Here is a 24865-nt window from a genome sequence, read left to right on the forward strand (position 1 = left end):
AATACAGTAAATAGTAATCAACAAAAAAATGAAGCATAGCTTATCGCTAATATAAAAAGATTGGCCAAATTTTTAGTTATAAACTCAAATTACTTGTAATCCGTTACTAATAATAAATACTATTCAATAATAGAGAAATACAACTTATTTATGTGATATTGTATTCAACTTTCTTGATATTTAGCGGTTATAGTTGATTGGAGTGTAGGGTGGCGACTCCTGCCGGAATAGCATGAGCTGAAGACCCTGGACAGAGCGTAGCGAGGGAAGCGGCTGAAGCCATGCCGGCGGAAAGCGTCCGCCCGGAGCGGAAATCAACGGCATAGTTTATTGTTTTTCAAGGACCTGGCATGTCTTTTTGTCCGATTTTTTTATTTCATTTATTATATATACTTATGGAATAAATTTATTTTCATAAATGATTCAAGAGTTATTTAGAAAATAGAGAAAATATTATAAGTTAAATTAATAAATTATTCCTAATAGATTGACAGCTTGTATTGAAGCACCTATATTTTAAATAGGTAGAAATAGTGAGTTGGGGATGGGAGAGAAATTATGATGAATAAGTTATGGGACACGCCTGATAAGCTACGGGCTTTGTTATGTGAATTGGTTAGCTGGGATAGCATTACATTAACAGAGGGAGAGCAAGCATTTGCTCCTAAATTAGTGCAGAAGCTTAGAGAACTACAGTATTTTCAAGAGCGAGCGAGTCTATTGCAGATGCATGATGCTGGCCTTGGTAGACAAGTAGTAACAGCGTTATATAAACACCCGGAAGCAACAGAAACAATTGTGCTGATCAGTCATTTTGATACGGTTCAAACCGAGGAGTACGGTGTTTTGGAGCCACTAGCTTATTTTCCAGAGGAGTTAACAAAAAAGTTAATGGAGAATCCTGATGAATTACCAGAAGGTGCTCGTACTGACTTAGAAACAGGAAAATATTTATTTGGACGAGGTACGATGGATATGAAGATGGGGCTTGCTCTTCATATGCAGCTGATCGAAAAAGCGAGTGTAGAGCAATGGCCGATTAATCTAATTTTGACATCTGTTCCAGATGAAGAAGTCAATTCTGCTGGGATGCGTGCTGCAGTTACCCATTTAGTGCGTATACGTGAGGAGTTCGAATTGACATACAAGTTATTTCTTAATAGTGAGCCTTCATTTTCTCAAAATCCAACTGACATTGCTGAGTATATATATACAGGAACAATTGGTAAAATTATGCCGGCTGCTTTGTTTTATGGGAAGGAAACGCATGTGGGAGAGCCGATGAAGGGGATGACTGCGAATTATATTGCATCCTTTTTGACGCAGCGCATGGAGTGGAATGAATCATTTCGGGAGACAGATCTTGGGGAAAGCACGCCGTTACCTGTTTCATTGCAGCAAAAGGATTTGAAATTGTCTTATTCGACGCAAACTCCATATCGGGCGGTTGCCTTATATAATGTGTTTTTACTAAAACGTACAGCATCGGAAGTAATGGATTTATTCGAGCAGGTCGCTAAAGAAGCGATGCAAGCGTTGAACGAAAATTATGCAATGATCTGCGCGCGCGAAAACGTAAGCGGAGTAGGTGAAGTAAAAGTTATACGCTATGAAGAACTTTTAACTTATGCCACGAAAAAATTAGGGGCAGAGCAAGTAGAACTATTGAAAAAACAAACACTGGAAAATGAAGAGTGGGATGACCGCGAAAAATCGCTACGTATTGTAGATGACCTAATGATCCAATGCCAAGAGTTAGCACCAGCAACAGTAATTTTATTTGCACCCCCTTACTACCCAGCAGTTAATACTTCTAGTGATCCACTAATTATTAGTGCAGTGGAGTTGTTACAGAAATCAGCTTTATCATTCAACAATAGAATTGATCAAATCCATTATTTCAATGGAATTTGCGATTTAAGTTATGTAAATTATGAAGATGAAGGTAAGGGTTGGACTGCTTTTGAAAATAATACTCCGGTATGGGGAGACACTTATAGCATTCCATTTGACGATATGGCAAAACTAAAAGGACCGGTATTGAACGTTGGACCATTCGGTAAAGATGCTCACCAAAAAACGGAAAGACTTCATGTAGACAGTGCTTTTGTAGAAATGCCTGTAATGCTTGAAACTTTGATTAAAAATCTGTATTAATTATTCCAACGAGACTTTCTAAATTAGAAAGTCTTTTTTTGAAACATAAAGAATATAATAGTGTCCCATGTCGCCATAAGATTGCTGAGAAAGGTGAAGCTGGTTGTGACGATATAGCAAGGAGTCTGTCCGAAGCCTTTAGAAAACGATAGAAACAGTTTTTGCCATAAAGGACTGGATTCTTTCTACCTGTAATTTCATGTCTATTTAATGTTCACATTTTTTCGGGAAATGTGTATATTTATAATTTTTAATTTATAAACATTGAATATTCGATATTTTTTAGAGATAATGAAACTAATAATATATTACGATAGGAGTAATTGGATGGAAATAACAACTAGAAACAATGCCGAACATAAAAGCAAAGCCAATGACTATGTGCACGAAGTTTTTGAGTTAGTAAAACAAAGAAATCCAGGGGAAAAAGAATTTTTACAGGCAACACGTGAAATCTTTGATTCATTACGACCTGTCTTTCTTAAACACCCGGAATATATACATAATGGAATATTGGAGCGTATAACGGAACCAGATCGAGTCATTACATTTCGAGTTGCTTGGGAAGATGACACTGGGAAAGTTCAAGTTAACCGTGGTTTCCGAGTTCAGTTTAATAATAGCTTAGGACCTTATAAGGGTGGAATTCGATTTCATCCGACGGTGAACAGTAGTATTATGAAATTTTTGGCCTTCGAGCAGACATTTAAAAATGCATTAACGGGACAGCCGATTGGTGCTGGTAAAGGTGGATCTGATTTTAATCCAAAAGGTAAGTCAGAGCGTGAAATAATGCGATTTACGCAAAGTTTTATAACTGAGTTAAGTAAATACATTGGACCAGATATGGATGTACCTGCTGGGGATATCGGAGTTGGGAAGAGAGAAATCGGCTATATGTTCGGTCAGTATAATCGTCTAAGAGGTGGTTATGAGGCTGGAGTATTCACAGGGAAAGACCCAAATCATGGTGGAAGTCTAGGGCGTAAAGAGGCTACAGGGTATGGCACAGTTTATTTTGTGGAAGAAATGTTGAAGAATGTGAATGATAGCTTTGAAGGAAAGAAAGTAGTAGTTTCTGGTTCAGGAAACGTCGCAATATACGCCATGGAAAAGGCAATTGAGCTAGGTGCAGTGGTGTTAGCATGCAGTGATTCCACTGGATATATTTATGATCCAAAGGGTATTAATGTAGAAACGATTAAACAGTTAAAAGAGTTTGATAGTAAACGAATTAGAGAATATACAAAGACTCATCCTAATGCTGTCTATCATGATGGCTGTACGGATATTTGGTCGGTAGCATGTGATATCGCATTACCTTGCGCCACTCAAAATGAAATGGATAAAGACGATGCCATTATGTTAATAGAGAATGGGGTACGGGCAGTAGGTGAAGGTGCAAATATGCCATGTACAGAGGATGCTATTCTTGCTTTTCAAGCAAAAGGTGTTTTATTTGCACCGGCAAAGGCAGCAAATGCTGGCGGTGTAGCAGTTTCAGCAATGGAAATGTCGCAAAATAGTATGCGCTTATCGTGGACGGTTGAAGAAGTAGACGAAAAGTTAAAGACTGTAATGAAGAACATCTACACTAGCTGCTATAGTGCAGCAGAAAGCTACGGACATCCTGGCAATTTAGTAATAGGTGCAAATATAGCTGGTTTCCTTAAAGTAGCTGACGCAATGGTAGCGCATGGTATTCATTAATAATAAAAGGAGCATCCGATGACGGGTGCTCCTTTTTTCTATAGCTTAAATTTACCTACGATTTGATTTAATTCATGAGCAATTTCAAATGTTTCATTTGAACGGTTTGCAATCTCATCAATAGATGCTGTCGTTTGTTCTGTTGCTGCTGAAATAGAAGTAGTAACCTCTTCAATTTCTCTTATTGATTCGGTAAGCTGTGTGATTAACTCTACGACCTGTTTAGAATTATCAGCCTCTGTCGTTGTCATATCCGAAATCATCGTGATTTCTTCAACCGTTTTCTCCACCGCAGTAGAAATATCACTTAATGATTGAGATGTTTGATGAACCGTCGAAGAGCCAGTCTCTATTAACTTTGTACTTTCTACTGTAGATTCTACTACCTGCTTAATATTTTCTGTAATGTCTTTAATAATTTTTTCGACTTGCTCAACTTCAGTATTGGATTGTTCTGCTAGTTTTCTAACTTCCTCCGCGACTACTGCAAATCCTTTTCCTTGCTCTCCTGCACGAGCAGCTTCAATAGAAGCATTAAGCGCTAGTAAATTTGTTTGAGCAGCAATAGCTGAGATAGAACCCGTAATTTGCTGGATTTTAGTAGTTGCTTCATTTAGACGTCCGATTGTTTCACTCGTTTCAATAGAAGCAGATCTAATCTTATCCATATCTCGACTTATTTCACTTGCACGAGTTAGACCTTCTTCAGCAGTTTGCATAGTTGTTTTGGAATTTAGGACACTCATATCTGCGCGCTCTTTTGAAATTTGTAAGCCTTGAGCAAGGTTTTGTAAAATATCAGAGGATTGTTCCGCCGTGATCGTTCCGTCAGATACGGATGCGGCTGTTTCACTCATATTAACTGAAACCTGGTGCACGGCGTCTTTCATCTCGTTTAACGAAATAGAGTTGTTCTCCACATTTTTCGTTAATTGAACGGATGTTGTTTGAATCGTTCCAATAATATTACGTAAGTTTGATGCTAATGTATTTAATGTCCTACTTAAATCTCCAACTTCATCTTTGCTCGTGAAATCCGTATCATTCACTGTTAAATTACCTTTCGCAATTTCACCTGCATGTGCGATAAGTGCGGAAAGTGGCTTTGTTTTTCTTCTTATTAAAAATAGTGTAACTAATGAAGCTAAAATTAATGGAATTATGCTAATAAGTATTCCGCCACTAACTACGTCCCAAGTACGTTCTTTTACGATAGATGCATCAAAATCAATAACGTTAATAGCAATTATATCTTTGGAAGGGTCATGATCTTCAAAAATAGGAGCATAGCCCGAAAGTCTTTCTAAATCACCAAATTCATAAGCCTCTGAATATGTGGAATGCTTCATATCTATTAACATAGCAATAGCTTCTTCATCTATATGAAACTGATCACCAGCTTTGAAGCCGGCTTTCTTTAAATTGTCATCCAACGCGAGCAATGTACCATTTAAATCGATAATGTACTGTGTTTCAAAAATATCTTTATGAGCTGTAGTCCAATTTAGTTGCTCACTCACTTTATCAATGGTTGACGAATCCCCTGAAATAATCTTTTTAACATCCTCAGCTTGGATTAATCCGGTTGTAATATTTGCACACCCATAAGCTTCGATACCAGCGGCCTTGTACAACTCGTCGTATGCAGTATTATAGGTAGCCACTGAAGTGATTAATAGCATAGAAGCAATTATCCCGACAATGATCATTCCTAGATGCACTGTTAACGTATTTTTCATATTAAACTCTCTCCTGTCTAACTTTCCCTAAAACTTATATAACATTTATATCATAGAAATAGGTAAAAATGATACACTTTTATAAAGTGAATTCAGAAGAATATGTGACTAATTTCCTTTTCTTTTTATTAATTAATAAGTAATGGTCTGTAATACTTTTGTTACACAACTGTAAAGTCGCTAATGTTTAAATGATGTTACTATGGGTATAGAGGAATTTTCAGAAAATATTTTGATATAAATTTTTCAATATACAACATGGGGGAACATAAGCTTTGACTTCTTTGTTTAAAAAAATCATTACAATCTTTAGTTTAACTGTAGTTTTAGCCGCGGGAACATTTGCAGGAAATACAGAGGCAGCAAGCGCTGTAGCATCCAATGAAATAGTATCGAGTGCGAAAAGTTTAGTAGGAATTAAATATCGTTATGGTGGAACAACGAAGGCTGGTTTTGATTGTTCGGGTTATATCGGATATGTTTATAAAAGCAAGGGTATAAAATTGCCAAGAACTGCAGCAGGAATGTACAACAGTGGGAAAACGGTAAAAACAGCAAATTTAGCAGTGGGAGATTTAGTTTTCTTCAACACAACTGGTAAAGGTGTATCTCATGCTGGAATTTACATAGGTAGCGGTAAATTCATCCATGCTTCATCTTCTAAAGGCGTTCGTATTGATAAATTAAATGATCCTTATTACTGGGGTAAAAAATACGTTGGCGCTAAAAGAGTAGCAAACGTATCCGTAGCAAAAAAATAATCTTAAAATATACTGCCGTTTCAGCTCATAGCTGAAACGGTTTTTAAAATAGTTGTATTATGTGTTTAATGCAAGGTTTGAAATATTTAGAAAATATTTTCAAAAAGGTATTTATAATTTCTGGAAAAGTAGTATAATTGCATATAATATATTGCACATCTAAAATTGTTGCAGTTTACTAATTATAATTGATAGGGGAAAGACACCATGAATAGTCTAAAAATTCGATTTACAGAAAATGAAATTAAAAATGAGAAAACTCCATCAGAGCAATTAGTGTTTGGAACCAAGTTTACCGACCATATGTTTATCGCTGACTATACAGAAGGAACTGGCTGGCATGATCATCGCATAGTCCCTTATCAAGCCCTAACTTTAGATCCCTCTGCATCTATATTGCATTATGGTCAAACAATCTTTGAAGGAATGAAAGCCTATCTATCTGAGGATGGGATCGTTCGATTGTTCCGTCCAGAGCAAAACATGAAACGTATGAATATTTCAGCTGATCGTCTAAGTATGCCGAAAATAGATGAAGAATTAGCGATTGACGCTTTGAAACAACTACTAGAGATCGATAAAGAATGGATTCCTAAGGAGCCGGGAACATCTCTTTATATCAGACCATTTATGATCGCAACAGAAGCACATCTTGGTGTATCTGCTTCAAAAACATATTGCTTCATCATTATTATGTCGCCGGTTGGTTCTTATTACAAAGAAGGTATTCATCCAGTGAAAATACTAGTGGAAAGTGAATATGTTCGGGCGGTTGCAGGTGGAACAGGAACTGCTAAAACAGCGGGTAACTATGCATCTAGTTTAAAGGCGCAGGAAGTAGCCGATCGTGAAGGGTATTCTCAAGTTCTATGGTTAGACGGATTAGAGAGAAAATACATTGAAGAAGTAGGAAGCATGAATGTGTTTTTCAAGATTGACGGAGAAGTAATTACTCCAGCTTTAAATGGTAGTATTTTAGATGGGATTACAAGAAAATCTATCATCGAATTATTAAAGTATTGGGGTGTTCCAATTACAGAACGTAAAGTTTCAATGGAAGAAATTCGTGAAGCTTACAGGAACGGTAAATTGGATGAAGCCTTTGGAACCGGTACTGCTGCAGTTATTTCACCAATCGGAGAATTACGTTGGAAAGGGGAGTTATTCTACGTTAATAACGGAGAAACTGGAGAGCTTTCCAAAAAATTATACGATACGTTAACTGGAATTCAACGAGGAATTATCGAAGATCCATTTGGCTGGGTAGTCGAATTAGAAAAATAATAGTGTACTAATCGCTTCTCTTTATGGAGAGGCGATCATTTTGTTTATTTAGAACGGAGAATGATGATGATGAAACCATTAATTGGTATATGTGCTAACTATTTGTCAGATGATACAGCAGGATTGGCAGCAGGTATAGGTGCAAAAAATCAGGAATGGCAAATGCTTGCAGATGATTATATTGTAGCGATTGAGAGAGCGGGAGGAGTTCCGGTTATTTTGCCAATCACAAGTGACGTCGAGACTTTGAACCCTCTACTTGAAAAGTTAGATGGCATATTATTTTCGGGAGGCTCTGATATTGATCCTAATTTGTATGGTGAATATCCTAAATTTGGTTTAGGTTATATCGAACCGAAAAGAGATATGCATGAGCTAAAGCTTGCCCGGAAGGTGTTATCGGAGTTGGACATTCCGGTGCTCGGAATTTGTCGTGGAATGCAGCTGCTTACCGTAGCAACTGGTGGTAAGCTATATCAAGATTTAGCTTCTCAAAAACCAGAAGGAATTAATCATTCTGTGCCAAAAGCAATTAGACATCATTCATTCCATCCGGTGCAAATTGAAAGTGGGTCTATCTTAAATAGTATTTTTCAATGTGAAGAGATGAAAGTAAATAGCTTCCATCACCAAGCAGTAAAAGAGTTAGGTCAAGGATTTACACCGACGATGATTGCTCCTGATGGTATTATCGAGGGAATGGAATGGGAAGAACGAAACCGATTTGTAGTAGCAGTGCAATGGCATCCAGAAATGATGGAAGGACAAGTAGATACAGTGCGTCCAATCTTTAATGCTTTTGTCGAAGCAAGTAAAATGAATGCACAAGTTATGACATTAGTCCCCTCTGAAGAAACAATAGCATAACAGACAATTAGACAAAGCCTTCCTACGTCAAACTATACGGACGATGGGAAGGTTTTTCTATTTCTATTTGAATATGCTCGCAGTAAAGATTATAATTTTCTATTTTGAATTCCGGATATTTTTTGATCAAAGTAGGTAATAAATGCGTATTTAGGTAAGTAGGCTGATCCTGTTTGTCGTTGACATAAAATGAATAGGAACTATACGGGTAATTTTCTAATTTGTCTAGAATAGTTCTATGCATAAAAAGATGATTTTGATGGATGTATTTACTCACTTTTAATAACTCCAACGGTTCAGAAATCATATTAGTGTAATATCTGGTTTCATATAATTGTCCGTTAAATTTATACTTACACTTAAAGTAATCGGAGTATTGTTGATTGATAAAAATTAACACTTCAGAAAGTGGAACCTTAGGAGAGCGTATTAGTAGGTGATAGTGGTTATTTATCAAGCTATAGGCAATAAGCATAAATGAGTAAATAGTGTGTGCCTGCTGAAGTGTATGAATAAAGGACTTGAAATCCTCTTTATTCATAAAAATACGTTGTTTGTTATTGCCGCGCATCGTAATATGATAAAAAAGTTCTGGTTGCCAAACCTTTCGGATATTCCCCATCGACACTTCGCCTCCTTCATATTGACAACACCTTACAATAAAAGAGAAGAAACAACAATTGTCACAATTCAATATAATTAACAACAATTCCATTCTCGGTTTGAAAACGTGATCAAAATTTAGTTTTCCCCCAATTATAGCTTTCAAAATAAAATTCTTCACAGATATCTTTTTAGTTATTTGAAATAAAAAAACCACACTTCTCGTAAAGGAGAGTGTGGTTGATATTAATGAATTATTTACGTTTGTTGCGTTTAGTTAAACGACCAAGTGCAAATGCACCAGCAGCTAGACCAAGCATTGTATTCGTGTTTTTGTTGAAAACTTGTTTTACAACTAAGTTCATATTTGCAGGACGCTCTGCTAGGCGACGCATGAAGTAGCCATACCAATCTTGTCCAAATGGTACATACGTACAGAAGTTATAACCTTCGTTTGCAAGCTGCTGCTGCATTTCTGTACGGAAGCCGTATAACATTTGGAATTCAAATTTATCGTAAGGAATATTATTATCTTTGATAAATTGTTTAACATGATTAATAACATTATGATCATGCGTAGCAATAGAAGTGAACTTCCCATTTAATAAATGCCATTCGATTAGTTCGATATAGTTTTTGTCGATTTCTTCTTTCGTTTGGTATGCGTATTCAACAGGCTCTTTATAAGCCCCTTTTACGATACGTAGACGGAAGTTTTTATACTTTTGAATGTCTTCTGTTGCACGGTAGAAGTATGCTTGAATAACAGTTCCAACGTTATCGTAGTCTTTTGAAAGCTCGTCCAAAATATCAAAAGAAGGTTGTAAATGTTTGTTGGATTCCATGTCAATATTGATAAATGTGCCATATTTGTGTGCAACTTGTACAATTTCTTTTAAGTTGTTTAAAGCGAAGTCGTAGTCAATATCAAGACCAAGCTGTGACGGTTTTAACGAAATATGTGCATCTACTTGATGCTCTTCGATAGCTTCGATCACCGCGATAATTTGTTCTTTAGCAGCTAATGCTTCTTCTTTTTCGAATACAAATTCTCCAAGGTTATCTACTGTACAAGAGATGCCCATAGCATTTAGTTTTTTAATGCTCTCTATTGTTTCTTCAATATTTGTCCCAGCAACTACATGCTGTGCACCCATTTTTAAACCATATTTTTTTGCTGCACCATTTAATATTTGATTCTCTGACAAAGCCATAAAAATATCTTTTAACATTGTAATGCTCCCATCTCTGTTTAGATGCCTAAATTATATCACAAATTTCTACAAAATATATAACCTTGTATCATAGAGGATTAAATTGTCATTTTAAGCCTGGATCTATTCAAATACAACCATATCCAGCATAAAGCGCTCAATTACTTTCATATTTGGCTCTACACCAATACCATTACCTTTTGGAACATCAATAAAACCGTTATTTACTACAATTTCAGGATTAATAATATCCACCTCCCAGTAGTGAGAGGACCCAGCAGTATCGCCAGGTAGTGTAAAATTTGGAAGGGACGTTAGAGCGATATTATGTGCACGACCGATACCAGCCTCCAACATACCGCCACACCAAACTGGAACGCCTTTTTCCATGCAGTAATCATGAATTTTCTTTGCTTCTGTTAAACCGCCGACACGTGCAATTTTTATGTTAATAACCTTTGTACTACCAAGCTCGATCGCTTTACGTGCATCCTCTAGAGAAAGAATACTTTCATCCAAACAGATTGGGGTATTTAACTTTTTTTGAAGCTTCGCATGATCGACAATATCATCGCTAGCAAGTGGCTGTTCAATCATCATTAGCTGATAATCATCTAGTTGTTTTAGTAGATCTATATCATCTAGAGTATAGGAAGAATTCGCATCTGCCATAAGAAGAACATTTGGAAAGACTTCTCTCAGTTTTTGAATCACTTCGATATCATATCCCGGTTTAATCTTCACCTTTAGCCGTTTGTAGCCCTCTTCTATATAATGATGTACTAAGTCCAATAGCTTGTCTGTACTTGTTTGGATACCGATACTAATGCCTACTGCTATTTTGTCATTACTTCCGCCAATAGCTTGTCCTAGTGTTTGATTAGTTCGTTTTGCATATAAATCCCATATTGCAGTTTCAATTGCAGCCTTCGCCATATTATTTTTTTTGATAGGCGAAAAAATTTCAGTTACTTCATCAGGATGAGATATTTCTTTATTCAATAGCAGAGGTACTAAAAAGTCTCTAATTATATGTAGGGTAGTTTGAACTGTTTCTTCAGTATACCAGGGAGCTTGGAAAGCGGCAGATTCTCCCCAACCTGTATTCCCATTCTCATCAAATACCTCTAACAAGAAAAACTCTTTTTCCTGTAGTCTTCCAAAGCTAGTGACAAATGGATTTTTCAACGTCATTTTCATATGACGCATATTAATTTTTTTGATAATCATATTATTACTCCTCGCCATATTATCATGCAAAAAACCCTACTGCTGTAGGGAAGTTTTTTGGGAATCGAGATCCTCAGTATCTGTATCAATTGGTGAAACTGGAGCACCCTCCCAAATCATATTTAAGGAGGCTTGTATATCTAAGTCATTTCGATAAGCCATTTCTTCAGGTTCTAGGGGATTAGGGTTAATAGAAAATCTCCTCCTATCCTTTTTACTATTATATTATTGAAAAACAAAATATGACATGAATCTGCAAAAATTTATTTTGAGACCTAAAGTCGTAGCAAAAATGAATTCTTCGTTCAAAAAGAAAGCAAAAATTATATAGTTGCATTTATTAATTGATTCTGACAATTGAATTAACTTAGCGGATGGATACAATAAGGGAAATGAGAGGAGTGGATAGCCTATGACAGTTGAATATCTAGTTCAAGTAATGAATCGCAGTTTACGAAAGGTAGAGGAAACGATTGATCAGGTAGAAATTCGAACTCATATGTCACAAACAGATCAGCGTCAAATTATGCAGGCGGTTTTGGAGCTAAGTGACCGAATAAAATTAATCGAAATGCATGTAGATTTAAATAGAAAGATAGAATTCACTTTCACACATGAACAACATATAGATTGACATACTACTAAATATGATGTAAATTACCAAATGGACGAACATTAAAGTTTATTTGTAAATAAATATTCGTATTTAGGAGTGAAAACGATGGAAAATGTATTCGATTATGAAGATATTCAATTAATTCCAGCGAAATGTGTGGTAAATAGTAGATCAGAATGTGATACCACAGTAACACTTGGAGGACATACATTTAAATTACCAGTAGTGCCTGCTAATATGCAGACAATTATAGATGAAAACATTGCAAATTATTTAGCAGAAAATGGTTATTTTTACATTATGCATCGATTTGAGCCGCAAAAACGTATTGCTTTCATCAAAAGCATGCAGTCACGTGGTTTAATAGCTTCTATTAGTGTGGGTGTTAAAGAGGAAGAATACACATTTGTGGAGCAGTTGGCAGCAGAGAAGCTTGTGCCTGAATTCATTACGATTGATATTGCCCACGGTCATTCCAATGCTGTTATTAACATGATTAAACATCTAAAAACACATTTACCGAAGAGCTTTGTTATCGCAGGTAACGTAGGTACTCCAGAAGCTGTAAGAGAGCTAGAAAATGCTGGAGCCGATGCAACAAAAGTTGGAATCGGACCTGGGAAAGTGTGTATCACGAAGATTAAAACCGGATTTGGAACTGGTGGTTGGCAGCTTGCTGCACTGCGCTGGTGTGCAAAAGCGGCTAGCAAGCCAATAATAGCAGATGGTGGAATTCGCACACATGGTGATATTGCAAAGTCAGTTCGCTTCGGGGCTTCCATGGTTATGATTGGATCTCTATTTGCAGGACATGAGGAATCACCTGGTGTTACAGTAGAGAAGGATGGTAAGCGCTATAAAGAATATTTTGGTTCTGCATCCGAATTCCAAAAAGGTGAAAAGAAAAACGTAGAAGGTAAAAAGATGTTTGTAGAATATAAAGGACCTCTCGAAGATACTTTAAGAGAAATGGAACAAGATTTACAATCCTCCATTTCTTACTCCGGTGGAACTAAATTAGAGTCGATTCGTAATGTAGATTACGTAATCGTGAAAAACTCTATTTTCAATGGAGATAAAGTTTATTAATAATTAATGTTATTTAAATGACGAAATGCTACAATGTATTTGAATAATAACATTATTTGAAAAAGAGGAGTGTTCTAAATGGCTGTAGATGTATACCTTAATTTTAATGGGAATTGTCGCGAGGCTGCAGAATTTTATGCAGAAGTATTTAATACGGGTAAACCTGAAATAATGACATTTGGTGAAGCACCGCAACATCCCGATTTTGTCTTGCCTAAAGAAGCAAAAGATTTAGTTCTACACACTCGCTTAAATATCAATGGTAGTAATATAATGTTTTCTGATACATTTCCAGGATCACCTTTTGTGGAAGGAAACAATATCAGTTTAGCTTTCGTAAGTAAGGATGAAGAAGAAGTAAAATCTACTTTTAATGCGCTAAAAGAAGGCGGCAAAGTAAGTATGGAGCTTCAGGAAACTTTTTGGAGCAAATGCTACGGATCATTAAGAGATAAATTCGGTATAGAATGGCAATTTAGTCACGAAGCTGATCAATTGCCACAATAACTTGAAGGCTATGTAACGTATAATATACGTTGCATAGCTTTTTTTATTAATTTCTAAATAATCGAAAAAGGCATTATAAATCTAAGCTGTATAAAGTATACTTACATATAAAACTATTGCAATATTAAAAAGAAAGAAGAGGTAACAGGATGAGTATACGAATAAATCCTCGTGCGCAATCATTGAAAATCCCTGGAACGAGACAATTCTCCAATCAATTAGTCCATTATCCGAATGCGATTAATTTGACGATTGGTCAACCCGATTTTCCAACTCCATCTTCTGTAAAAGAAGCAGGTATTCGAGCAATTGAAGAAAACTTAACCGGATACTCACACAATGCGGGGCTGCTAGAGCTAAGAAATGCTGTGAACTCCTTTTTCTTCGATAAATATGGTTTTTCCTATGATATCCAAAATGAAATAGTAATAACCAATGGCGCAAGTGAAGCAATCGATGCAGTATTCAGAACAATATTAGAAGAAGGGGATGAGGTTATTTTACCCGCTCCCACTTATTCAGGATATGTTCCTGTTATTGAACTTTGCGGTGCCAAAGTAGTCTATTTAGATACGACAGACACTCAATTTCAGCCATCTGCAGAAAGACTCGCAAGCTTGATAACAGAAAAAACAAAGGCTATTTTTTTCAACAATCCTTCCAATCCAACTGGTGTCGTTCTAACAAAGGAGACGATGGATGGATTAGTCGATGTTATTAAAAAGAAAAATTTATTTATCCTAACAGATGAAATATATAGTGAGAATACTTTCACTGGAAAACACTATTCCTTTGCAAGTTATAAGGAAATAAGAGAGAAGTTATTTTATATTCACGGCGTTTCCAAGTCGCATTCCATGACTGGTTGGCGAATCGGCTTCCTAATGGGACCGGCAAATGTGATGGAGCACGTTGTAAAGGTGCACGCCTTCAATACTATTTGTGCATCATTACCAGCTCAATATGCTGCAATAGAGGCACTAACCAATGCACAAGATATCCCGAGTGAAATGAACGTGGAATATGTGAAAAGACGCGACTTTGTATATAGTCGTTTAACAGAGATGGGATTGACGGTAGAAAAACCAAATGGAGCGTTTTATATTTTCCCAGATATAACAAAGTACGGAATGAATTCATTTGATTTTGCTACAAGGCTTTTACAGGAAGGCGAAGTCGCAGTCGTACCAGGAAGTGCATTCACTGAGTACGGAGAGGGATTCATACGTATTTCATATGCCTATAGCATGGCTGTGTTAGAAGAAGGATTAAATAGATTAGAAGAATTCCTGCTTACTTTATAAGAATAGAAAAAAGGCTATTCCGATTTATACGGAATAGCCTTTTTGCATCGGTACGTTTGGATAAATGTTCCGTTCCGAGAGTAAATTTAGTGCGTCCGAGAGTAATCCAGCTGGCTCCGAGAGTAAACACAGTGCGAGCGAGAGTAACCATCACAGCTCCGAGAGTATACCCAACACAAACGAGAGTACCCGGTCCAACTACTCCTCATTATCCCTACTCAAGCTCCAAATGCTCCTTTAATACCAACGTTACTTCACTCAGTTCCTTCTCTTCAGGTACATAATACCAAATATCATTCATTCGCTTACCGCTTCCTTTTGTAAGAGAAATAGACTCGACATTGGCGAGAGCTCCTTTATAGCCTTTTTGAATATCCATCATTTGATCGAACGTCATGTTCGTCCGGATGTTTTCAGCTAGAGTAGCCAATAAATCTTTATAGTTGAGCAGACTATTGAAGGATGCACCTTCTTTTAGAACGGCTAGAAGCACTTGTTTTTGACGCTCCTGTCTACCAAAGTCGCCTAATGGATCATTCATCCGCATTCGCACATAGCTAAGTGCCATATCTCCATCTAGATGGATAGGACCTTCTTTGAATAGATAGCCATTTTCCTCAAAAGCAGTAGTGTTCTCGACTGTCACACCGCCAACGCTATCGACAATTTCTAGAAAGCTTTCCATATTAACCTGCACAACATAATCAATTGGAATATCGAGCAAGTTTTCGACTGACTGAAGTGCCATATCTATTCCACCAAATGCGTATGCATGATTTATTTTGTCCATTTTATCGATTCCAATGATCTCTGTATATGTATCTCTAGGGATACTCAATACTTTAATAGAAGAGAGGGAGGGGTTGGCGGTAAGTACTATTATCGTATCCGAACGTCCAACATCATCATCGCGCTCATCCACACCTAGTAATAATACGGAAATTGGTTCCTGATCTACGAGCTCTACTTCCGTTTTTCTAAGCTCGGAAACTTTGCGTATTTCGGGTTCATGAATTGTTTCAAGTGTTTTAGTTACATTTTTATAAATGCTAGCTGTGTAGATTGTTCCACCTAAAAGTAAGCAGCTTATAATGGTAATCCAAATTATCTTCTTAGACATATCATGATCCTCATTTCTTGGAACTTCCTTGTCTATTTATATGAAAATTCTATTTAGATTATTTACTAGAACTTCTATATTTATTCAACTCGTATATCCATTTATCTATTTTCAAGTCAGTCCATAAATATGTCGAATAAAGTATGTTTCATATGTTATACTTTATCTTTGAATGAACAGTAGAAAGGAAATATATAATGAAACAATCATCAATAAGTTCAGTTTGGAAAATAGTTTTACTAGGTGCACTATTGCTATTAATCGCACTTTTATTTCCTCAACCAATCACTGCATATGCTATAACCCTAATTTTAGGAGTCATTTCCATTGTTAAACCGAAAGAATCTTTATTTCTTTTAATTTATTATTTCCCAATTCGTTCTTTTTTAGTAGAGATTAATCCCTCTCTAAAATTAATTGGAGATATTATTATAATTGGAGCTTTCGTACGTGTCGTATGGGATGCTAGATCTAATTGGAAACAAATATTCCGTTTCGAGATATTTGAATGGGCATTTATTGCTTTTTTAATAATCGGAGCAATTTCATCATTTATCACGGGCGTTAGCACTGGAGCAATAGTATTTCAATTAAGAGCTTTTGCTATAACCTTCTTATTGCTTTATGTAGTTAAGAGATTATCGATAACTAAAAGCGATATAATAACTTTCTTATGGAATACGTTAATTGTTGCATTAATAATTGTTGTTCAAGGATTAGTGGAAAAGTTATCGATGCGTTCAGCTTTAATGCCAGAGACATGGATCAATAGATCTCTATCATCCAATAATCGTGTTCGGATTTATGGACTTTTGAACAACCCTAATGTATTAGCAACATTCTTAACAATAGCAACGATTTTAACGGTCTATTTAAAGAAATTCGTTACGAACAATAAATTACAATGGTTCTTAAACATTTCGTTAATCTTAATGGTTGGGGTTTGGATCCTAACTTATAGTAGAGGAACATGGATAGCAGTTGTGATAGGTATTGTTGTATATACGCTGCTTACGAGAAAATGGAAAGTACCTGTTAAAGCAATACTTCTTGTGGGAATATCATTCCTGATTGTTACGATGCCAACTACTTATATAAGTAAATGGATAAATAACAATACCGAAATAGGTAATTTCCCGAGAACTGGTCCAGCAGAGGAAGTAGATACTGGATTTGCAGACGAATCTAAACGACTAGAGGAAACCTTTAGTAAATCTACTTTTGACAAGAGTAAAACTACTGGAAGATTATTTGTAGTTTATAAAGGATTTGAAGTATATAAAGATTATCCATTAATTGGTAGTGGATTTGGAACATTTGGAGACTCAGCTTCCAAATCGTATTCATCTCCAATTTATAAAGATTATGATATTGAGACAAATATATATGCCGACAATCAATATATAGAAGTAATTGCACAAAATGGTACTGTAGGGGTTATACTTTTTGCGGTATTCCTTTTAGGATTATTACATCTATTCTGGAAGCATAGAAAAACAAATCCATATGCAATTCCTTTACTTGCTAGTTTGGTTGGAATCTACTGGTGTGGAGTTATCTATAACATGTGGGAAGATAAAACCTTTACGATGTATTTCTTTATCATAACGGCAGTGTTTATACAGTTTGTTAGTAAGAAGGAGAGAATTTCTAAATGACCATTTTGCATCTAATTAGTGGGGGAGAAACTGGTGGTTCTAAAAATCACTTAATATCGCTCTTAAGTCAATTTTCATCTGAAGAGATTATATTATGTGTGATGGAAGAAGGTCTACTGTCTACAGATGCGAAAAAAGCAGGAATTCGAACAATAACTTTAAATCAAAAATCGAGATATGATTTATCCGTCGTTAAAAAACTCTCCAAACTAATAAAAGCGGAAAATATTTCACTCATTCATACACATGGACCAAGAGCAAATCTGTTTGCCTATCTTACAAGAGTGATATGTCCTTTTAAGTGGGTTACAACCATTCATAGTAATCCATCTTTAGATTTTGTTAAAGGCGGTCTGAAGGGTAAACTCTTTACGATGCTAAATATGAATTTGATCAAGAAAATAGACCACTTTTTTGCTGTCTCACATCGCTTTGGTGAAATGTTAGAAGGCTTTGGGATAGAAAAGAACAAGATAAGTATTATTTATAATGGTATATCCTTTCAGGAACCAGAATATCAAAAGCTTTCACCAGATGAGTTTGGAATAGATGATAACGATTTCGTTGTAGTTATGGTTGCAAGATATCATCCTATTAAAAATCACAACTTAGCTATAGATGCAATTACGAGATTACGAGAAGAAGGTATCCCGGTACAATTAGTTTGTGTTGGAGATGGTCCAGAAAGACAAGCACTAGAAAAGAAAGTAGCTGGAAAGGATTATTTTCATTTAACAGGCTTCAGAAATGATATCCATGCTATTCTTGAGTTAGGGGATTGTTTGTTACTTACGTCAAATAGCGAAAGCTTTCCGCTTGTCTTACTAGAAGCAGCCCGTGCAAAGAAACCAATTGTAACTACAGATGTTGGTGGAGTAGGGGCTTTGCTGCCAACTGAGGACTATGGATATATTGTTCCAATTGGTAATCTAAATATGGTAGTTAAAGCCTTAAAGGAACTTTACGCATCTAAACTTTCAGGCGATATTCAACTGAAAGGTGAAAAACTTTATAAACATGCAAAAGAAAAGTTTTCACTTAATCAGCTTGAAAAAGATACTAGAAATACGTATTCAAAATTGCTATAAGCATTAAAAAAAATATTAGAAAGATTTTCATTTTATTGTTTCTTTCTATTGTCAATATATAAATATGTGTTAAAATATAGTAGTAGAAAGAATTCTTGGTATAATATAAACGAAAAAAAGTCTCGGTTGGTTGGTAATCGTATTAAGCAAACTGAAATGGGTTGTTAACAAAGATAGATATTCTTTGTTGGCAGCCCTTTTAGTTTTGTTCAACTTAAAAAAGCGATCGATTTATTGAAACTCCATAAATCGATCGCTTTTATTCTATTATTGATTGATTTTAACGGTCCATTTAGATAAGTCTTTTGCTTCTTTATTTACTAACTCTTTTGGAAAAATAAAGGTCCAGGGTTTTGTTGTGTTAGATTGTACTTCAAAGTTATCTAATTTAAACGAACCTTGAGCAACAATTTCGTTATTCGCATCTGATAGAACTAACGGGAGTTGTTGAAAACTAAGTGACTTGTTGGATCCGTTTCTAACAAAAACAGTAACCGCTAAACCATCATCTGGTTGTTCTTTTAACTGAACTCCAGTAATATTTACTTCGTCCTCGTTTAGAGATGGTAGCGATTTAACCAATTGTTCTAAAGCCTCTTTTTGCTCTTTTGGAAGAGATTTCTCCCAACTTTCGTGTAGCTCCAGTTTATGAGGTTCAAAAGACTTTAAGTTAAACGCAAGCTGCCAACCTTCAGCAGGTAATTCTTCAGAGTCAATTGTTGGTTTATCAAACTTAAACACCCATGGACGAGCACTATTACCAGGAATTTCACCTAGTTCACTAAAGTCAAACTGTTGTGAAGCTATCACATCGTTCGAAGCATCTAGTAACAGTAACTCGATAGAGCCTAATTCCATAGGTTTTGCCAAGGATGATCGGAAAAAGGCTTTTACAAGCCAAGAATCATCTTCTTCATCAATTTCCAGACCTGATAATGATAACTGATTTGGTTTCAGTGGCTCTAATTCATTTAACAGAAATTGAAACACGTATTGCTGTTCTTTTGGCACGTTCCAGCTTGGGTGATAGGATAGCTCTGTTTTGATTGAATTACTCTCCGAAACCTCTATATCTAATAACTCCTCCGAGTTAATCGTGCTATCTTTTCCAGCCGTTTTTGTTTTTTTGAACAAAGAGAATATACTCAATTGTTGTCCTCCTCTTTCGTTTTATCCATTAGCTTAACAAAATTTATAATTTCAATGACAATGGAAAGTCGCATGGACTGGTAATGTTTTTCAAAAAGTTCGAGACCTTCTCGTTGATAAATTCTAATAGGATCCTCTTGTTGGTACGAGCGAAGTCCAATACCTTCTTTTAAACGAGTCATAGATTCTAAGTGTTGAACCCATATATTATCCACATATCCTAACATAACACTTGTGATTGTACCTACAAGTTCTTTTTCTTCTACAGAATTACTGATATACTCTTTAAGCTTTGAAGCGTGAGGTGAAACTTGTTTTTGAATCTCTTTAATCTTCAGGTTATTGGTATCTACAGTAAATTGATCTATAAATAGAGAACTTAAATTCTTCTCTATTGTAGAAATATTCCATTCTAAAGAGTCTATATCCTCCGGACAAGCTTCGTAAATGACAAAGTTAATTGTTTCATCTACCATTGTGTGAAGCAACGCTAACGTATCTTGTTTTTGAAGAATTTTGTTTCGCAAAGAGTAAATTACATTGCGTTGGTCGTTAATAACGTCGTCTAACTTCAAATTATATTCTCTCATAGAAAAATGAGATCCTTCGACAATTCGTTGAGTTCTTGAAACAAACTCGCTCATGTCTTTGTTATTAATAAGTCCCTCTGCATCAGTTTTAATAACTTTTTGCATTTTATCGACGTCTTCTTTTGCAAACCGTACAAAAATATCGTCCTCTAGAGAAATGAAGAACTGTGTATCCCCTGGATCACCTTGACGTCCAGCTCGTCCTCTTAACTGGTTGTCAATACGAATGCTTTCATGCTTTTCAGTCCCAATAACAAAGAGACCTCCGATATCTGCGACACCTTCTCCAAGAACTATATCAGTACCACGTCCTGCCATATTCGTAGCAACCGTGATTTGGTTTAACTGCCCAGCCTGCGAAATAAGTTCAACTTCTTGTTCAATACTTTTGGCATTTAAAAGGTGGTAATCCAAGTTTTCTTTATCTAAAAAATTTGCAACCTTTTCTGATTGTAATATAGAGGTAGTTCCGATAAGAACAGGTTGACCATTCATGTGACGGGCTTTAGCTTCTTTAGCAACAGCTGCATATTTGTTATCACTTGTATTAAATACTAAATCGGGTTTATCCACTCTAATTTTCGGTCTATTTGTAGGTATTTGAATTACATCCATACCGTATACTTGTCTGAATTCACTTTCCTGCGTTTTAGCAGTCCCTGTCATACCAGAAAGCTTCGGATACAAACGGAAATAGTTTTGAATAGTAATTTCTGCCTGTGCCTTATTTTCATCTGTTAACGTGACGTTTTCTTTCGCTTCAATCGCTTGATGTAAACCATCCGATAATGATCGACCTTCCATAATACGTCCAGTGAACATATCCACCAAATGAATTTTATCGTCTTTAACTATATAATCTACATCTTTTTCGAACATGACATGTGCTCTTACTGCTTGAATAACATAATGATATAATGTTTGGTGCTCCAAATCATATAGATTATCTATACTAAATGCTGCTTCTACTTTTCCAATACCTGTCTCAGTAAGTGAAGTTGCCTTTGTTTCAGGATCAAAATCGTAATCTTCCTCTATTTTAAAACGTTTAGCAAGAATTGCAGCTATTGAATGTAGTTCAGCTCTAGAACTCGTTTTACCTGCAACGATTAAAGGTGTTTTAGCTTCGTCAATCAGCACACTGTCAACTTCATCTATAATTGCGTAATGGAAAGGGCGTTGAACCTTCTGAGCTAGATTGCTCACCATATTATCGCGAAGATAATCAAAACCAAACTCCGTTCCAACACCATACGTGATATCAGCCAGATAAGCTTGTTGCTTATCTTCAGGAGTCATCATTGGTATATTGATACCGACTGATAATCCTAAGAATCGGTGAATTTGTCCAATTTGCTCGAAATCCCTTTTTGCTAGGTATTCATTTACTGTAATTACATGAACACCTTTTGATTCTAAGGCTTTTAGATAGGATGGGAGGGAGGCTACTAACGTTTTACCTTCACCTGTAGGCATCTCAGCTATGTTGCCCTCTGCTAAAACAAGACCTCCTAAAAGCTGAACATCGAAGTGGCGCATTTGTAAGACTCTTTTAGAAGCTTCTCTGACTACAGCAAAAACTTCTGGTATTATGGATTGAAGTGTTTCTTTTTTATCTAGTCTATCCTTAAAAATTGATGTCATTTGTTTCAGTTCTTCATCTGACATATTAACGAATTTTTCTTCTAGTTCATTAATTTTTTTTACTATTTTAAAGTACTTTTTTAATTGCCTAGCACTTGTATTATTATTTTGCTTTAACCATGGAATCATTTGAATTCTCCTTTGACTTAAACACACTAATACATTCTATCAAATTTCTTAAGAAAATTCTATTTTACTTGCAATTGAACGGAAGCTTTTAAATTAGTGAAAATTTAATATTCCACAAAAAATGTTTCATTTTGTTAAAAGCGTGATATAATACATATGATTTAACTTAGATGAGGAGGAGAGACATGCTTGCCTTTACGTTGGTGTTGGCATTTGTCGCATCCGTACTATTTACACCACTTGTAAAGAAATTAGCGTTTCGCTTTGGAGCAGTAGATAAGCCAAACTATAGAAAAGTACATGCAAATATAATGCCGAGACTCGGTGGACTAGCTATCTTTTTGTCCTTTCTCGTCGCTTTTTTCGTCTATCGACCAGACGGTCAATATGACAAAGCAATGCTACTTGGAGCGTTAATCATTATTGTTACAGGTGCTTTAGATGATATGTTTGAGATTACTGCAAAAGCAAAACTTCTTGGGCAGCTTCTAGCGGCCTTAAGTGTTGCCATATATGGAGGACTACAAATTGAGTTTATAAATATCCCATTTATAGACTATGAATTACAGTTTGGTTATTTTGCAATACCACTTACTATTTTGTGGATAATTGCTATTACTAATGCAATAAATTTAATCGATGGTTTAGATGGTTTAGCCGCTGGAGTTTCTACTATAGCTCTTTTAACGCTATCTGGAATGGCGATCATGATGTCCAATCCATTCGTTGCTATTATGGCAGCTATATTAGCTGCTAGTACGCTCGGTTTCTTAGTATTTAACTTTTACCCCGCGAAGATCTTCATGGGGGATACCGGAGCGCTGTTTCTTGGATACATGATTTCAGTACTTGCATTGCTTGGCTTTAAAGGTGTAACAATGTTTGCCTTGATCATACCCATTATTATGCTTGGTGTTCCTATTTCTGATACATTCTTTGCGATTGTACGTAGATACCGTTCTAAACAACCATTAATGGCTCCAGATAAATCTCATTTGCATCATTGCTTGTTAAATGTAGGATTTACGCATCGTCAAACTGTGTTAATCATTTATGCAATAGCAGCAATGTTTGGAATTGCTGCATTGATATTCTCACAAGCAACGATGTGGGGAGCGATTCTTTTACTAGTAATCATGCTTATTGCAATTGAATTTTTTGTAGAAGCAGTTGGATTAGCAGGGAAGAATTACAAACCCCTCATTAATTTAGTGAGAACAATAGGTAAATCATGAAAAAAAATCCTCTCATTCTAGTTTATAGAATGAAAGGATTTTTTTGTATTTGAATGAAAATAAAAAGCTCTGAAGAAATTTTCTTCAGAGCTCTTTAATAGTTATGGACGATCATCTACTGCATAGTTACTGTTATCGGAATCGCTGTCTGAAATATTGCTTGTTTCTGGTTGTAAACCAAGATGACTTTTCAGTAAATCTTGAGTTTCCTCTAAACTTTCTTCATCTAACTTCCAATAATAAACTCCTGTAGACATGTCGTCGTAGCCTTCGAGTGTTAATGTATCGATTTGTGGAGAGCCACCTTTAATATATTCAAAGAAGGATTTCATTTCATCGAATGTTAAATCAGTCTTCATATTATCTCCGACTGCATCTATCACGTCTCCGTATTTAGTAAAAGAGGAAGCTGAACTAGCTTTCTTAATAATAGAAGAAAGAATCATTTGCTGACGTTTTCCTCGTTCGATATCATTATCAAGTTTTCGCGTTCTAGCTAAAGCTAATGCTTCCCGTCCGTCCAATTCCTGTAACCCTGGCTCTAGTTGAACTGTTCGTTTATTGTTTTCATCTTTTTCCAATAACTGATAAGGAACCTCAGCCTCGATTCCTCCTAAAGCATTAATTACATCAACAAATGCGTTAAAATTCATCTTCACGTAATAATCTACCGGAACTTCTAACAAATTTTCGACTGTTTCAATTGCAACTCTTGTACCGCCATATGAATGGGCATGGGTAATTTTATCGTTATATCCAACTTCATCAATATAAACATATGAATCACGTGGAATACTTACTAACTTGACTGTTTTAGATTTATTGTTTAATGTCGCAAGCATTAAGGCATCCGAACGACTGTTTTCATCTCCCTGATTACGTTCTTCGCTGTCATCAATACCAATAAATAGAACTGAAACATTGTCATTTAATGGTTCGACTTTTTCTTCACGCAAATTAGATTTTTCACGATCACCCGCAACTTGAAATGCATTATCAGCAGCTATCTCGGCTTTCTTAGTTAAGTAGACTGCATAAGTGGATAAAGAGATAAGCATGGACGCAACTATTATGAGTGAAATGGTTAATATTTTGCGTTTTTTACTGCTGTTCTTTTTCTCCTTTTTATATAACCTTCTATTCATTTTTATAATCTCCCTTTATTCTTCAT

Annotated in this window: 20 protein-coding genes; 12 read left to right on the forward strand and 8 right to left on the reverse strand. The window is 35.8% G+C overall.

Annotated elements, in window-relative coordinates; all coding sequences use genetic code 11:
* Positions 1-558 precede the first annotated feature (558 nt).
* A complete protein-coding gene (locus tag BLR36_RS00840) occupies positions 559-2157 on the forward strand; it encodes a M20/M25/M40 family metallo-hydrolase (protein WP_093059455.1) in 1599 nt (532 codons plus the stop codon).
* Positions 2158-2484: 327 nt separating this feature from the next.
* Positions 2485-3867 carry an NADP-specific glutamate dehydrogenase gene (gene gdhA / locus BLR36_RS00845; RefSeq protein ID WP_093059457.1) on the forward strand — a complete coding sequence of 461 codons (1383 nt, stop codon included), beginning with the start codon at positions 2485-2487 and terminating at the stop codon, positions 3865-3867.
* A gap of 38 nt (positions 3868-3905) precedes the next feature.
* Here the strand turns inward: gdhA and BLR36_RS00850 are convergent, their stop codons facing one another.
* Entirely contained in the window at positions 3906-5606 is a 1701-nt protein-coding gene (locus tag BLR36_RS00850; protein ID WP_093059459.1) for a methyl-accepting chemotaxis protein, read from the reverse strand.
* A 275-nt stretch (positions 5607-5881) separates the two neighbouring features.
* Here BLR36_RS00850 and BLR36_RS00855 point away from each other — a divergent pair, with 275 nt between their 5' ends.
* The 3 genes from BLR36_RS00855 (at position 5882) to BLR36_RS00865 (ending at position 8518) form a co-directional block, all read left to right on the forward strand.
* Entirely contained in the window at positions 5882-6367 is a 486-nt protein-coding gene (locus BLR36_RS00855; RefSeq protein WP_093059461.1) for a C40 family peptidase, read from the forward strand.
* Positions 6368-6574: 207 nt separating this feature from the next.
* Positions 6575-7651 carry a branched-chain amino acid aminotransferase gene (locus BLR36_RS00860; RefSeq protein ID WP_093059463.1) on the forward strand — a complete coding sequence of 359 codons (1077 nt, stop codon included), beginning with the start codon at positions 6575-6577 and terminating at the stop codon, positions 7649-7651.
* A gap of 66 nt (positions 7652-7717) precedes the next feature.
* Entirely contained in the window at positions 7718-8518 is an 801-nt protein-coding gene (locus BLR36_RS00865) for a gamma-glutamyl-gamma-aminobutyrate hydrolase family protein (RefSeq protein WP_175453935.1), read from the forward strand.
* Positions 8519-8540: 22 nt separating this feature from the next.
* On the opposite strand, the gene BLR36_RS00870 is transcribed toward BLR36_RS00865, so the two are convergent.
* The 3 genes from BLR36_RS00870 to menC all read right to left on the reverse strand — a co-directional run bounded on the left by BLR36_RS00870 (position 8541) and on the right by menC (position 11565).
* A complete protein-coding gene (locus BLR36_RS00870) occupies positions 8541-9140 on the reverse strand; it encodes a transposase (protein WP_175453936.1) in 600 nt (199 codons plus the stop codon).
* A gap of 235 nt (positions 9141-9375) precedes the next feature.
* Complete coding sequence (locus BLR36_RS00875) at positions 9376-10353, reverse strand: proline dehydrogenase family protein (protein ID WP_093059470.1); 978 nt, start codon at positions 10351-10353, stop codon at positions 9376-9378.
* 105 nt (positions 10354-10458) lie between these two features.
* Positions 10459-11565 carry an o-succinylbenzoate synthase gene (gene menC, locus BLR36_RS00880; protein ID WP_093059472.1) on the reverse strand — a complete coding sequence of 369 codons (1107 nt, stop codon included), beginning with the start codon at positions 11563-11565 and terminating at the stop codon, positions 10459-10461.
* Positions 11566-11977: 412 nt separating this feature from the next.
* On the opposite strand from menC, the gene BLR36_RS00885 reads away from it, so the two are divergent.
* The 4 genes from BLR36_RS00885 (at position 11978) to BLR36_RS00900 (ending at position 15081) form a co-directional block, all read left to right on the forward strand.
* On the forward strand, positions 11978-12199 hold the full coding sequence (locus tag BLR36_RS00885; RefSeq protein WP_093059474.1) for a hypothetical protein: 222 nt from the start codon (positions 11978-11980) through the stop codon (positions 12197-12199).
* Positions 12200-12286: 87 nt separating this feature from the next.
* Positions 12287-13270 carry a GMP reductase gene (gene guaC / locus BLR36_RS00890; RefSeq protein ID WP_093059476.1) on the forward strand — a complete coding sequence of 328 codons (984 nt, stop codon included), beginning with the start codon at positions 12287-12289 and terminating at the stop codon, positions 13268-13270.
* A gap of 78 nt (positions 13271-13348) precedes the next feature.
* Positions 13349-13777 (forward strand): VOC family protein, encoded by a 429-nt coding sequence (locus BLR36_RS00895; RefSeq protein ID WP_093059478.1) that lies wholly within the window; start codon positions 13349-13351, stop codon positions 13775-13777.
* 149 nt (positions 13778-13926) lie between these two features.
* A complete protein-coding gene (locus BLR36_RS00900; protein ID WP_093059480.1) occupies positions 13927-15081 on the forward strand; it encodes an aminotransferase class I/II-fold pyridoxal phosphate-dependent enzyme in 1155 nt (384 codons plus the stop codon).
* Positions 15082-15295: 214 nt separating this feature from the next.
* Here the strand turns inward: BLR36_RS00900 and BLR36_RS00905 are convergent, their stop codons facing one another.
* Entirely contained in the window at positions 15296-16201 is a 906-nt protein-coding gene (locus tag BLR36_RS00905; protein ID WP_093059483.1) for an LCP family glycopolymer transferase, read from the reverse strand.
* 197 nt (positions 16202-16398) lie between these two features.
* Here BLR36_RS00905 and BLR36_RS00910 point away from each other — a divergent pair, with 197 nt between their 5' ends.
* Entirely contained in the window at positions 16399-17859 is a 1461-nt protein-coding gene (locus tag BLR36_RS00910; RefSeq protein ID WP_093059485.1) for an O-antigen ligase family protein, read from the forward strand.
* On the forward strand, positions 17856-18947 hold the full coding sequence (locus BLR36_RS00915; RefSeq protein ID WP_093059487.1) for a glycosyltransferase family 4 protein: 1092 nt from the start codon (positions 17856-17858) through the stop codon (positions 18945-18947). The genes BLR36_RS00910 and BLR36_RS00915 overlap by 4 nt, the downstream gene beginning before the upstream one ends.
* 267 nt (positions 18948-19214) lie before the next feature.
* On the opposite strand, the gene BLR36_RS00920 is transcribed toward BLR36_RS00915, so the two are convergent.
* Together BLR36_RS00920 and secA2 are read right to left on the reverse strand one after the other, a co-directional pair.
* Positions 19215-20096, reverse strand: coding sequence for an accessory Sec system S-layer assembly protein (locus tag BLR36_RS00920; RefSeq protein WP_093059489.1), 882 nt, complete (start codon positions 20094-20096; stop codon positions 19215-19217).
* Complete coding sequence (gene secA2, locus BLR36_RS00925; protein WP_093059491.1) at positions 20093-22459, reverse strand: accessory Sec system translocase SecA2; 2367 nt, start codon at positions 22457-22459, stop codon at positions 20093-20095. The genes BLR36_RS00920 and secA2 overlap by 4 nt, the downstream gene beginning before the upstream one ends.
* A 185-nt stretch (positions 22460-22644) precedes the next feature.
* On the opposite strand from secA2, the gene BLR36_RS00930 reads away from it, so the two are divergent.
* Positions 22645-23694: a glycosyltransferase family 4 protein gene (locus BLR36_RS00930; RefSeq protein WP_093059493.1), complete on the forward strand. Its 1050-nt coding sequence runs from the start codon at positions 22645-22647 to the stop codon at positions 23692-23694.
* Between the two features lie 101 nt (positions 23695-23795).
* Here the strand turns inward: BLR36_RS00930 and BLR36_RS00935 are convergent, their stop codons facing one another.
* Positions 23796-24839 (reverse strand): LCP family protein, encoded by a 1044-nt coding sequence (locus BLR36_RS00935; RefSeq protein WP_093059495.1) that lies wholly within the window; start codon positions 24837-24839, stop codon positions 23796-23798.
* Positions 24840-24865: the final 26 nt, after the last annotated feature.

Source organism: Psychrobacillus sp. OK028 (assembly GCF_900103605.1).
Taxonomy (GTDB): domain Bacteria; phylum Bacillota; class Bacilli; order Bacillales_A; family Planococcaceae; genus Psychrobacillus.

Coding starts and splice junctions, on each gene's coding strand:
- BLR36_RS00840 (WP_093059455.1), top strand. CDS start 559: ATGATGAATAAGTTATGGGACACGCCTGATAAGCTACGGGCTTTGTTA.
- gdhA (WP_093059457.1), top strand. CDS start 2,485: ATGGAAATAACAACTAGAAACAATGCCGAACATAAAAGCAAAGCCAAT.
- BLR36_RS00850 (WP_093059459.1), bottom strand. CDS start 5,606: ATGAAAAATACGTTAACAGTGCATCTAGGAATGATCATTGTCGGGATA.
- BLR36_RS00860 (WP_093059463.1), top strand. CDS start 6,575: ATGAATAGTCTAAAAATTCGATTTACAGAAAATGAAATTAAAAATGAG.
- BLR36_RS00865 (WP_175453935.1), top strand. CDS start 7,718: ATGATGAAACCATTAATTGGTATATGTGCTAACTATTTGTCAGATGAT.
- BLR36_RS00870 (WP_175453936.1), bottom strand. CDS start 9,140: ATGGGGAATATCCGAAAGGTTTGGCAACCAGAACTTTTTTATCATATT.
- BLR36_RS00875 (WP_093059470.1), bottom strand. CDS start 10,353: ATGTTAAAAGATATTTTTATGGCTTTGTCAGAGAATCAAATATTAAAT.
- menC (WP_093059472.1), bottom strand. CDS start 11,565: ATGATTATCAAAAAAATTAATATGCGTCATATGAAAATGACGTTGAAA.
- BLR36_RS00885 (WP_093059474.1), top strand. CDS start 11,978: ATGACAGTTGAATATCTAGTTCAAGTAATGAATCGCAGTTTACGAAAG.
- guaC (WP_093059476.1), top strand. CDS start 12,287: ATGGAAAATGTATTCGATTATGAAGATATTCAATTAATTCCAGCGAAA.
- BLR36_RS00895 (WP_093059478.1), top strand. CDS start 13,349: ATGGCTGTAGATGTATACCTTAATTTTAATGGGAATTGTCGCGAGGCT.
- BLR36_RS00900 (WP_093059480.1), top strand. CDS start 13,927: ATGAGTATACGAATAAATCCTCGTGCGCAATCATTGAAAATCCCTGGA.
- BLR36_RS00905 (WP_093059483.1), bottom strand. CDS start 16,201: ATGTCTAAGAAGATAATTTGGATTACCATTATAAGCTGCTTACTTTTA.
- BLR36_RS00910 (WP_093059485.1), top strand. CDS start 16,399: ATGAAACAATCATCAATAAGTTCAGTTTGGAAAATAGTTTTACTAGGT.
- BLR36_RS00915 (WP_093059487.1), top strand. CDS start 17,856: ATGACCATTTTGCATCTAATTAGTGGGGGAGAAACTGGTGGTTCTAAA.
- secA2 (WP_093059491.1), bottom strand. CDS start 22,459: ATGATTCCATGGTTAAAGCAAAATAATAATACAAGTGCTAGGCAATTA.
- BLR36_RS00930 (WP_093059493.1), top strand. CDS start 22,645: ATGCTTGCCTTTACGTTGGTGTTGGCATTTGTCGCATCCGTACTATTT.
- BLR36_RS00935 (WP_093059495.1), bottom strand. CDS start 24,839: ATGAATAGAAGGTTATATAAAAAGGAGAAAAAGAACAGCAGTAAAAAA.